The following is an 11141-nucleotide window of genomic DNA, read 5'->3' as shown; positions in this document are numbered from 1 at the left end:
ACTAACCAAATTTGTTGCTCTACCCAAAAAGCTAAAAATAAACAAGCAGCTAAACCTACCCAACCTAACCACTTAGGATAAAGTCTTTCTTCTGGAGAAAGTTTCAGAGCAGCAAAATTAGTAATAGCATAATAAATCAAAACATTAAAAGCACTAAAAGACCAAGTAGTTTTCACATCACCAATTAAAACCAAAAAAGCGATCGCTACTCCCACCACTATCACAGCAATAATTAATCATTAATCATTAATCATTAATCATTAATCATTACCTATCCTTAAAAACGGATAGGATTGACTGAGAGGAAAATTCAAGCTATCCATTAATTAATCTATGAATTAAACTATGCCAAATTAAACCTACTAAAATTAACCCTAAACCTACTAACCAAATTTGTTGCTCTACCCAAAAAGCTAAAAATAAACAAGCAGCTAAACCTACCCAACCTAACCACTTAGGATAAAGTCTTTCTTCTGGAGAAAGTTTCAGAGCAGCAAAATTAGTAATAGCATAATAAATCAAAACATTAAAAGCACTAAAAGACCAAGTAGTTTTCACATCACCAATTAAAACCAAAAAAGCGATCGCTACTCCCACCACTATCACAGCAATAATTAATCATTAATCATTAATCATTAATCATTAATCATTACCTATCCTTAAAAACGGATAGGATTGACTGAGAGGAAAATTCAAGCTATCCATTAATTAATCTATGAATTAAACTATGCCAAATTAAACCTACTAAAATTAACCCTAAACCTACTAACCAAATTTGCTGCTCCACCCAAAAAGCTAAAAACAAACAAGCAGCTAAACCGACCCAACCTAACCACTTAGGATAAAGTCTTTCTTCAGGAGAAAGTTTCAGAGCAGCAAAATTAGTAATAGCATAATAAATCAGAACATTAAAAGCACTAAAAGACCAAGTAGTTTTCACATCACCAATTAAAACCAAAAAAGCGATCGCCACTCCCACCACTATCACAGCTATATAAGGAGTAGTTTGTTCACTATTCAACCTAGCAACAACTCTCGGTACATCTCGCCGACGCCCCATTGCCAACAAAACCCTCGACAAACCCAAAATCAGATTTAACAACACTCCCAACATTGCCGTAATAGCACCAATAGCAATTAACTTCGGAATCACAGGAACACCTAAACCTCCCACTCTAGCAATAACTTCCAGAGGAGCAGCTAAACTAACATCTGCTGTAGATAATTTATCAATTACTTCTTTACCAACTACCACAGTAACCACAGCGATCGACATATATAATAAACAAGTGACTAACATCGTTAAGGCGATCGCTCTCGGAATAGTACGTCGTGGTTCCTTCACCTCCTCCCCCAAAGTTGCAATACGACCGTAACCAGTATAAGCAACAAACATTAAAGCAGCAGCTTGAAGTAAAGATGCCAAAGGTGTATCCCCAGGAAAAAAAGGAGTTAAATTTTCCCCACCAGACGATACTACTTGAGGCACCCCTACCAAGATAAACACAACTAGAGAAAATAACGTTATCGAAACAATAATAATATTAGTAAAATTAGAACGACGAATTCCACTTAACACAACTATAGTTAATACAACCACAGCAGTTAAAGCAGTCAACACCAACCAAGTTTGATTATTCACACCAAAAGCATTCAGCAAATAATCAGCAAAACCCAAAGCAGCAGTAGCAGCAGAAGCACTTTTCGCCAACAGAAACATCCATCCAGCAATAAAACCCAACCAATGATTCAGGTATTTATAACCATACTCATAAGTACCGCCACTCACAGGATGACTTGCTGCTAACTGAGCACTATTAAAACCATTGCAGATAGCAACAACAGCACCTATTGCCACCGCAATAATTACCGACGGACCCGCAATACCAGCAGCAATACCAATACTGACAAATACTCCAGTACCCACAATTGAACCTAAACCCATGAGGGTAGCGCCGAACACACCAATTTCTCGTCGAAGTAAAGTCGGAGATGTCATGAGATTTTTATCCTTAGTATAGTAATATGATTTTAGTTGTGAGATATTGGATACTTTTAGAGAACAGGGAACAGGGAACAGGGAACAGGGAACAGGGAAGAAGAAAAAAAATAAAATATATCAATAAGATATATGATTTTAGTTGTGAGATATTGGATACTTTTAGAGAACAGGGAACAGGGAACAGGGAACAGGGAACAGGGAACAGGGAACAGGGAACAGGGAACAGGGAAGAAGAAAAAAAATAAAATATATCAATAAGATAACTGCTATATTCCTTCCTTATAAAGGAACACCTCAATTCTCACATCTGATTCGGTGATTGCTATATTTTTGTTTTTTATATAGCAGAAGGAAAAATCTGGCGTTGTCTGAATTTTAAGCATTTGATATGTCCGCCCCCTTTGCTTCGATTGCTATAGAATCCTTATGGTATCTTTGCACGGGGTACGGGTTTTTGGCAAAGGAGTCATTTCAGTAGGGGTTATATCAAATCCTTTCGGGTTCGGTATAAAAAAATGTTCCATCTGAGCGCCATTGCCACATCTTTCTCGATATCCCCACCTCTCCATCTCCCCATCTCCCCACACTTCCCACCCTCTTTCTTCCTTCTTCCTTCTTCCTTCTTCCTTCAAATTTCAGAAGCATCTCCACCAACAACAACATTCTGAATACGCAAACTCGGTCCGCCACAACCAACAGGCAAACCATCTTGCCCACCCTTACCACAACCCCCAGACTCATCCCAATAGAAATCATCACCGATCGCCTCAATATCAGCCAAAGTCTCAAACACATTTCCAGAAAGAGTCACATCCCGCACGGGTTCAGCTAACTTACCATTTCTAATCATCCAAGCTTCTCCAGCACTGAAAGTAAACATTTCCCCATTAGTCATTCCACCCAACCAGTTGCGAGCATAAACTCCTTCCTTAATATCAGCAAGTAAATCTGAAGCAGGAGTATTTCCTGGTGCTATCCAAGTATTAGTCATCCTGACTATAGGTGGATAATGATAGTCAAGACAGCGTGCATTACCCGTCGGTGCTTCTCCCAATTTTCCCGCAGTCTCCCGCGAGTGTAAACGTCCTACCAAAACACCATCTTGAATCAACTGGGTAGTAGTTGCTGGAGTACCTTCATCATCATATATATAACTACCCCGATGTACTTCTTCTTCTACATTATTATTTAGGAAGGGCGACACCTTAGCACCATCAAATATTTGTAAATTTTCCGGACCAAACCTCCGACCAATTGTCATCACTTCCAATAAATCGGGATTTTCATAGACCATATCTGCTTCCGAGAGATGACCAAAAGCTTCGTGAACAAATAGACCTGTGAGAATTGGGTCAATAACTACAGTGTAAGTATTACCTTGAACAATAGGCAAAGCTAGAGAATTCACAGCTCTTTCCGCAGCACTACGAACACAATTATCTAAATTAGTTAAATCCTCATAAGCTTTGCGGGAACCAGTAGTTTCCCTACCTGTTTGTACGGTTTCCCCATCCCTGGCGGTGGCAGCAAAACGTATTTCCATATCTACCCAAGATTGTTCTAGCATAGTGCCTTCGGAAGTAGCGAGAATTACTTTTTGGGTACTATCCCCATAACGAACAGATACGGTGGCAATTCGACCATCAACACTCCGCAATATTTGGCCATAATGTTCGCATAGTTCTTTTTTGTTGGCCAAAGATATATGGCGTGGATCTGTACCTGTGAGATGAACTGCATGAGTTGCTTGAATTATGGGGATGGGAGCTAGAATTGTTTCTTCTTCTCCAATCAATTTGGCCACAGCGATCGCCTCTTCTATTCTGTCTTTCAAGGTTGAGAGTTGATTAAAGCTGGCAAAACCCCAACCTCCTCGGTAACAAGCTCGAACTTGACCACCTATGGAAAGACCTTCGCTTAGGGTTTCTATTTTGTTGCCTCGCAATAGAATATCTGTTCCTTGAGATTCTTCTAGGCGAATGGCCAAATAATCCACTTGAGAACTATAATTAGCGAGCAAGTCGGATAATATATTTTTTGCGTCAGTCAATAATACAGGCATTAGAGGTTTTTATAAGTTAAAAAAGATTGTACAGGTTTTTATAAGTCAAAAGTTACAAGTTAAAAGTCAAAAGTCAAAAGTTACAAGTTACAAGTTACAAGTTACAAGTAATCTCTAACTTACTTTCAGCATTTAGTATTGTCTGTGCCCTAATTGCGTAGTGCTATATGATATCTATTGCTAAATATAAGGACTAAAAACTTTGACACTAACTATAGCAATCCTAAATAGGTCGTGACAAATCAAAAAGTAAATAAAAAAACTAAAACTCTTACCTGTTTCCTGTTCCCAGTTAAGTGTTCCCTAAAAAGCAGTAAGATTTTTGACACGAATAAAATAGGATTGCTATATAGTAATTTAAAATAATTATTTCACATCATCAGAAGCGAAATTATTTGTGAAATCTTTCAACTGAATTGGTATTAGTTAAAGTTTTTTATCAAGTCAACAATCAAATTATTGACTTTTGTCATAATAAGCGGACATTGCGGTTATTTAGTTCGGTTCTACCAACATCAGTAACGGATAAATACCGATACCCTAAGTATTAATGGTTTACTTATTTTTTGGACAACTAATCGGGGAATGCTTCAATATATAGCAATTCGCAAAAAGAGTGAGGTACAAAATTCCTTGGTTTTAGGCATTAGGGAGTAGGGAGTAGTAATTCTGGTTCTGTAGGGATCGATAAAAAAGAAAAACAACTGTACCTCATTAGCTTGGGAAAGACTATAACTAAGGAAGAGGAGCAATTTTCCCATGAATTAAATATTATCCAATTTTTTCTTCTTGGGCGGAAAACTGAATACACAAAATTTAAAATATAAGACAAGAAAAAAGGTTGAGAGTTTTGCATTTTATTTTACTATTCTTTTTAGCAAAGCTAGTTAAAGTTTCTGTAGAAGTTTAAATTTATCTTTTTATTTTGGGTTTAATACCCCACCGTCAACGGGGGTGTTTACAATTGGTTGGAGGTTGTAGACGCGGAGCGGCTTGTCGAAGACTATCCCCATCCATTTTTTCTTCCTTCTTCCTTCTTCCTTCTTCAACAGTTAATAAATTAAGATTATTTATTTATATTATGAAAAAAATGGACAACTATAACTATATATTACCAACTATAAGTGACATTTTTGCCCTAGAAATGTCAAGTGATGATTTGCCTAAAAAAACAATGGAACTGGCAAAAGAAAATTCTCCTCCTTCTATGAGACAGAGAAATCAAAATTTGTATTCAAAGGCTCAAAAGGAATGGTATAGTGCGATCGCTACTGTTAATCAATTATTGGAAAATCCATCAAAAAAGTCTGGTTCTCAAGATTTGAAAAATCAAGAGATGACAAACACTATTTATTCATTAAATGATAGAGATTTTATCAACAATTCAAAAAAAACTACTCCTAATTCGTTATTCTCTGATGTCAAATCATATCGTGGATTAGTATTATCTAGTCCTACTCCTATCTTAACAAATCCTGCTTTAACTAATGATTTTTATACTTCAGTTTTTACCAGTAAAATACAGGAAAATTCAGACTGGTTATCCATTTTTAGAAGACAAAGTTTGCCTCTATTACCAGCAGCAGATAGTATTAATTCCTTTTCTAATGTTATACCAATACTGCCTTTATTAACTCAAGACCCAATAACAAATGAGCAGTTTTGTTTGGTTTTAACTGCTGAGTTTAGTTTGGTTATGGTTTTAGGAAAAAATATACATAATACACCAGCTTTTCAATTTTCTTTTGATCCAGAAGTAGTTGAAAGAGCATGGATTATCTTACGTCAACGAATAGTATTACCTACCCATTTTTATTCTCAAAATGTCGATAAACATCAAAAAATAATCGATCAATATTCTCAATATTTAGCAATTTTAGACGGTGTTTTTGATAAATTTACACCCCGCGAACCAGACTATAAAATAGTTATGAAATTTAGTCGTTTATTATTAGATAATTTACCAACTGTAGATAGTAAAAATAAAATATTAGAACTCAATACTGATGACCAAAGTCAAAAAGACCGGGAAATTACTGTATCGCTAAAATCTCCCATTGAAAATTTCAAATCTCCTGATGTAGAATTGTTACAAGCGATCGCCCATGAAGTCAAAACTCCTTTAGCCACAATTCAGACTTTAACTCGCCTATTATTAAAACGTCCTCATCTAAATCAAGAAGTAATAAAAAAGCGTTTACAAATGATTGATGCTGAATGCACTTCCCAAATAAACCGCTTTAATCTAATTTTTAGAGCGACAGAATTAGAAACTCAGCAACTCTTAAAAGAAAAACATTCATACCTACAATTAACAACTATTCCTCTAGCTCAAGTCTTTGAAAATAGTATACCTCATTGGCAACAAAAGGCAACTCAAAGAAATCACACTCTAAAAGTTATTTTACCTCCTAATATGCCAACGGTTGTTAGTGACCCTGTTATGCTTGACCAAGTATTAGGAAATTTGATTGAAAACTTTTCGCGAAATTTACCTCCTGGCAGTCTTATTCAGGTAGAGGTAATGTTAGCTGGAAGTCAGTTAAAATTACAGCTTAAATCTGATTCTAATATGGGTGGAAAAAGTCACTCACCTTTTACAAGTTGCACAAAAACACCCTTTAAATCTATCGGTCCTTTATTAATGTTTCAACCAGAAACAGGTAATCTTAGTTTAAATTTAAAGGTGACTAAAAATCTTTTTCAAGCAATGGGAGGAAAATTAGTAGTGCGACAACGACCAACTAAAGGGGAAATTATGACTATTTTCTTGCCAGTTCAATAATTTATACTTAATCTTTAGAAGGAGAAATTATGACTATTTTCTTGCCAGTTCAATAATTTATACCTAATCTTTAAGTAAGCATTCCGCAGGAAGAGTTGACCACGAATAACTAAATGCTTAGAATCTTTTTTGTTAATAAAGTATAACACGCTCGCTCTTACAGAGTACTTCCCCTTTGTATGTCGGCGATAGCTATTAAGAGGGTTATATCAAATCCGCTCGGGTTCGGTATAAAAAATGTTCCATCTTCAGCTATTGCCAAATATGAAGCTTATTTCCCCAAACTCCCCAAACTCCCCACAAATTACACCAATGCTACCGGATTTGATATTATGCGCCAGCAAAACTACCGTTTCTTCCCTTGAAAAGGGAAGCTTTAAACCTAAAAAATGACGGGAGTAAGTTAGCCAGCCCGTTTGAACGGCTGGTTGAATAACGACACGCGGGTAATAAAGCGTAATAAAAATATGCTATACTTAGGAATAGTGGAATAGTAAGTAAGAACAAGGTTTGTCGCTATGACATGACCGCTAGTGCGGTGAGATTCCGGTGGACAGGAGACGGGGACGATGCTGACTACGACGGCTGTTTGCGCAGCATTCGGCACCGAAAAGCAAGCAGGCAGCTAGAGCAGCGATTTATTGCTCGCTCCTTGAGTAAAACCACTCGTGAAAGCTATTCAAAAAAAAAGTAAACTCACAGCTAGATTTCATTCTATGCCGAGGAGTATAGGAGTCTGTTGATAGGCTTGAAGCAAATGTGGATTTATCCCATTTGCGGTGGACTAACCACAGAATCCAGGGTGTTTCAACCCCTGGAGATGTCAAATGAATTATTTAATTGTTAATTATTCAGTAATTGGTATAGCAATCCGCGCTTATGTTGTCAGATTTTCTCAATGCAGGGTTTGGTCTCCAAATCCCTTGGCGCTTTGGTTTAGAGACCAAACCCCTACAATTTTTTCTCACGAATGATTTCATATTGCTATATAAGATTTATATATATTTCTAAACATATATTTGTTTTAGTAAAGAAATGTTTTTAAGCCATTGCATGTCCAAGAAATTTAAGGTAATAAACTAATAATCAATTAGGAGCTAAGTAGGAAGGGCTGAATAAAGTTGAGACCTATAACCATCAGTCTCTTGAGAGATATTAAAGTTTTACAAGCAGTCACAGTTCGGAGTTTTCATACAGAAATAACCTGACTTATTTAACATAACCTACTATCTCCTTTCTATTCTATTAGACCATAATTATTGGTAAATTATTGATGAGTAAAATAGCTAATTGGAATCCAGAAAATATAGATTTTTGGCAACAACAAGGATCGAAAATAGCAAATCGTAATCTTTGGTCTTCTATCCCTTGTTTATTATGTGCTTTTGCTATATGGCTCTATTGGAGCATTATTACCGTACAAATGAAGAACTTAGGTTTTCCATTTGAGACAGCTCAACTTTTTAACTTGAGTGCAGTTGCTGGACTTACTGGTGCAACTTTACGCATTCCAAATTCCTTCCTAATTGCTATATCCGGGGGCAGAAATGTAATCGTTCTCACCACAACATTACTAATTATTCCCTCATTAGGTACAGGGATAGCTCTACAAAATCCCAATACTCCCTACAGTCTATTCATTATCTTAGCTGCTTTATCAGGTTTTGGAGGTGGAAATTTTGCTTCCTCCATGTCTAACATTAGCTTCTTCTTTCCCAAGAAAAATCAAGGAGCAGCTTTAGGTTTAAATGCAGGTTTGGGAAATGTCGGTGTTAGCGTCATGCAGGTTTTATTACCTTTTGTAATGACAATTCCATTATTTGGAGCCTTCAGTGGACCGGGAATTCCCTTACCTACAGACATAGGAGATAAAACTGCCGGGACATTAGTTTGGATACAAAACTGTGGACTCGTTTGGGTGCCTATTTTAGTCATCCTAGTGATTAATGCTTGGTTTAACATGAATAATTTAATCACAGCTAGTCCCGATGTTGGTTCAACAATCAAAGACACTTTAATAGCTTTATTAAAATCTCTTGCCCTAATTTTCTGTGCTTTTGTTAGTGCAGCGATCGGGTTATATATGCTTCTGGTAGTCAATATCAATATGTGGATTGTTTTACCAATCACAATTGCCTTGACTGTGGTAATTATGGGTATGGTGCAAAAGCCTTTCCAAATTTCTCTCACCCCTCAATACCGGATTTTTAAGAATAAGCATAATTGGATTATGACTTGGTTATATACCATGACATTCGGTTCATTTATTGGTTATTCAGCAGCTTTTCCCTTATTAATTAAAGTTGTATTTGGAGAGTTACCAGATGGCACAATAAATCCCAATGCGATTAATCCTTTTGCTTATGCTTGGTTAGGTCCTTTAGTAGGTTCATTAATTCGACCTTTAGGTGGTTGGTTGTCTGATAAACTCGGAGGTGCAAATGTTACTCATTGGGATACAATTGTGATGATTGGTTCAGCTTTAGGAGTGGCTTATTATGTTAAACAAGCAAGTGTTTCTCAAACTCCTGAAATTTATTTCATGCCATTTCTGATTCTTTTTCTCATCCTTTTCATTACTACTGGTATAGGTAATGGTTCAACTTTTCGGATGATTCCTATTATTTTTGAACCAAATCAAGCCGGACCAGTTTTAGGCTGGACTTCAGCCGTTGCTGCTTATGGTGCGTTTATTATTCCTAAAGTTTTTGGTGGTCAAATCAAAGCTGGTCATCCTGAATATGCACTGTATGGTTTTGCGGTTTATTACCTCAGTTGTTTAATTGTTAATTGGTGGTTTTATGCCAGAAAAAATGCTGAAATTAGTTGCTAATTGAGGTTAATTGATAATTTAAAATATGGAGAAATTAATCAGGCAAATACCTGTAACTCATCTGGAAGATACTCTAAGTAAAATCTGCAAATTGACGGATTTTCATTATGGTGAAATTTGGTTACCTAACCGGGAAAATAATTTATTAGAACTTAGCCCTTATTACCATATTGTTGTGGGTAATTACCAAGATAATTTAGAAAAATTTCGCCTCTGTAGTTACAATTTTATTATATCTGAAGGTGAAGGATTACCTGGACGGGTTTGGTTATACAAACAGCCGGAATGGATATTAAATGTCTCCCTTGAATCGGAAGGATATTTTTTGAGAAATCAAATTGCTAAAGCTTTTGGAGTTATAACAGGCTTTGCTGTTCCTATGATAATCGAGGAAAAAGTATTAATGGTTCTTGCTTTTTTTGCTTGTGATATTCGCTCTTATTCTTCTAAAATTTTAGCACTAGCAATGGATGCAACAATACACTTCTAAACTTTTCTTGGAGTAATTGATACAGCAGATTCCAAGTAGATGAAGTACGGATATTAACAATTAAATATTTCTAGTGCGGGTATCTTATCCACTAGGTTCATTTCATATATAATCCCGTTGAATAGTCGTCATTGCGACGATAGGAAGCAATCTCACGTCAGCCCTGAGATTGCTTCCTTCCACGGTGTTATCGTCCCAATGACTTGGATATAGTAATTACCCAGATTTTATATCAGTTATCAGTTATCAGTTATCAGTTATTAATACCTCCCTTTCAAAGGAAAAAAATTTATTTTTTTCTTTCTTGGTCAATCCCCTCCCTAAAAGCTATCCCTGATCAGGAACTCCTGAAAACCTTGTAGGGGGAGTGGGGAGTCAGAACCTTGTCTACAATCCTCAAGAAAGTGTATTGAAAAATGCACTTGATATCCCGAAAAAGCCGTTTCCATACATAATCATAACTTGTCTATAATCCCCAAGTTTTACAGCAAATTCCAGGTATATGAAGTACAGGTATTAAAAATTAAATGTTCCCAGTGCGAGCATCTTGCTCGCGATGGGTGTACCTCACCAAGGTGGAATCCGCTGTATGTTCAGGACTTACGCAAAGAAACTGGGTTTCTACGCTAAATCATTGTTTTTAACAATAAACATCTACGAGAAACCCGGTTTCTGGGTTCCCCCTGCGTAAGTCCTGATGTTAAAAAAGATGGCGTTGGTGAATTAGTGTTAGGACTTACGCAAGAAAACGTATTTCTGTCATTGCGAGCGACAGCGTTTACGGAGCAGTCCGTAAGGAAAGCAATCTCAAAGCTTGAAATTGCCTTCCTCATGCGTAAGTCCTGAGTGTATGATATTAATCTTAATTATTTGGGAGTCAGGAGTGTGGACTGTTTCACCTAAAACTGTGCAACAGATTTTTGTTTCTAGTGTCTTTTTCTCCCCACCCTCCCCACACTTCCCATCTAA

Annotated in this window: 9 protein-coding genes and 1 pseudogene; 4 read left to right on the top strand and 6 right to left on the bottom strand. The window is 36.6% G+C overall.

The window, feature by feature from the left end:
• From F6K18_RS18920 to F6K18_RS18910, 3 genes and pseudogenes are all read right to left on the bottom strand, one after another.
• Positions 1 to 224: pseudogene (locus F6K18_RS18920) on the bottom strand (amino acid permease); the annotation flags it as partial.
• Positions 225 to 315: 91 nt separating this feature from the next.
• The gene (locus tag F6K18_RS18915) at positions 316 to 606 is read right to left on the bottom strand and encodes a hypothetical protein (RefSeq protein ID WP_287522849.1); all 291 of its coding nucleotides are present in this window, start codon (positions 604 to 606) and stop codon (positions 316 to 318) included.
• Positions 607 to 697: 91 nt separating this feature from the next.
• Positions 698 to 1999, bottom strand: a complete 1302-nt coding sequence (locus F6K18_RS18910) for an APC family permease (RefSeq protein WP_287522848.1) — start codon at positions 1997 to 1999, stop codon at positions 698 to 700.
• A gap of 26 nt (positions 2000 to 2025) precedes the next feature.
• On the opposite strand from F6K18_RS18910, the gene F6K18_RS18905 reads away from it, so the two are divergent.
• Positions 2026 to 2247: a hypothetical protein gene (locus F6K18_RS18905; protein WP_287522847.1), complete on the top strand. Its 222-nt coding sequence runs from the start codon at positions 2026 to 2028 to the stop codon at positions 2245 to 2247.
• A 241-nt stretch (positions 2248 to 2488) separates the two neighbouring features.
• Here F6K18_RS18905 and F6K18_RS18900 read toward each other — a convergent pair whose 3' ends face one another.
• The 3 genes from F6K18_RS18900 to F6K18_RS18890 all read right to left on the bottom strand — a co-directional run bounded on the left by F6K18_RS18900 (position 2489) and on the right by F6K18_RS18890 (position 5113).
• Positions 2489 to 2647, bottom strand: coding sequence for a hypothetical protein (locus tag F6K18_RS18900; RefSeq protein WP_287522845.1), 159 nt, complete (start codon positions 2645 to 2647; stop codon positions 2489 to 2491).
• Positions 2631 to 4064 (bottom strand): TldD/PmbA family protein, encoded by a 1434-nt coding sequence (locus F6K18_RS18895; RefSeq protein WP_287522844.1) that lies wholly within the window; start codon positions 4062 to 4064, stop codon positions 2631 to 2633. The genes F6K18_RS18900 and F6K18_RS18895 overlap by 17 nt, the downstream gene beginning before the upstream one ends.
• Before the next feature lie 920 nt (positions 4065 to 4984).
• Positions 4985 to 5113, bottom strand: a complete 129-nt coding sequence (locus F6K18_RS18890; RefSeq protein ID WP_275670304.1) for a hypothetical protein — start codon at positions 5111 to 5113, stop codon at positions 4985 to 4987.
• A gap of 41 nt (positions 5114 to 5154) precedes the next feature.
• Here F6K18_RS18890 and F6K18_RS18885 point away from each other — a divergent pair, with 41 nt between their 5' ends.
• The 3 genes from F6K18_RS18885 (at position 5155) to F6K18_RS18875 (ending at position 10172) form a co-directional block, all read left to right on the top strand.
• Complete coding sequence (locus F6K18_RS18885; protein ID WP_287522843.1) at positions 5155 to 6849, top strand: HAMP domain-containing sensor histidine kinase; 1695 nt, start codon at positions 5155 to 5157, stop codon at positions 6847 to 6849.
• A gap of 1273 nt (positions 6850 to 8122) precedes the next feature.
• Positions 8123 to 9682 carry a hypothetical protein gene (locus F6K18_RS18880; protein ID WP_287522841.1) on the top strand — a complete coding sequence of 520 codons (1560 nt, stop codon included), beginning with the start codon at positions 8123 to 8125 and terminating at the stop codon, positions 9680 to 9682.
• 25 nt (positions 9683 to 9707) lie between these two features.
• Positions 9708 to 10172, top strand: coding sequence for a GAF domain-containing protein (locus F6K18_RS18875; protein ID WP_287522839.1), 465 nt, complete (start codon positions 9708 to 9710; stop codon positions 10170 to 10172).
• The last annotated feature ends 969 nt before the right edge of the window (positions 10173 to 11141 follow it).

The sequence above is a fragment of the Okeania sp. SIO2C2 genome (assembly GCF_010692625.1).
In the GTDB taxonomy this organism is placed as follows: domain Bacteria; phylum Cyanobacteriota; class Cyanobacteriia; order Cyanobacteriales; family Microcoleaceae; genus Okeania; species Okeania hirsuta.
The sequence above is the reverse complement of the archived record's forward strand: the minus strand, read 5'-3'. Positions and strand labels throughout refer to the sequence as shown.

What these genes read in the sequence shown, in the direction of transcription:
- F6K18_RS18900 (WP_287522845.1), bottom strand. Translation starts at nt 2,647, where the DNA reads ATGCTTCTGAAATTTGAAGGAAGAAGGAAGAAGGAAGAAGGAAGAAAG.
- F6K18_RS18895 (WP_287522844.1), bottom strand. Translation starts at nt 4,064, where the DNA reads ATGCCTGTATTATTGACTGACGCAAAAAATATATTATCCGACTTGCTC.
- F6K18_RS18910 (WP_287522848.1), bottom strand. Translation starts at nt 1,999, where the DNA reads ATGACATCTCCGACTTTACTTCGACGAGAAATTGGTGTGTTCGGCGCT.
- F6K18_RS18880 (WP_287522841.1), top strand. Translation starts at nt 8,123, where the DNA reads ATGAGTAAAATAGCTAATTGGAATCCAGAAAATATAGATTTTTGGCAA.
- F6K18_RS18905 (WP_287522847.1), top strand. Translation starts at nt 2,026, where the DNA reads ATGATTTTAGTTGTGAGATATTGGATACTTTTAGAGAACAGGGAACAG.
- F6K18_RS18875 (WP_287522839.1), top strand. Translation starts at nt 9,708, where the DNA reads ATGGAGAAATTAATCAGGCAAATACCTGTAACTCATCTGGAAGATACT.
- F6K18_RS18885 (WP_287522843.1), top strand. Translation starts at nt 5,155, where the DNA reads ATGGACAACTATAACTATATATTACCAACTATAAGTGACATTTTTGCC.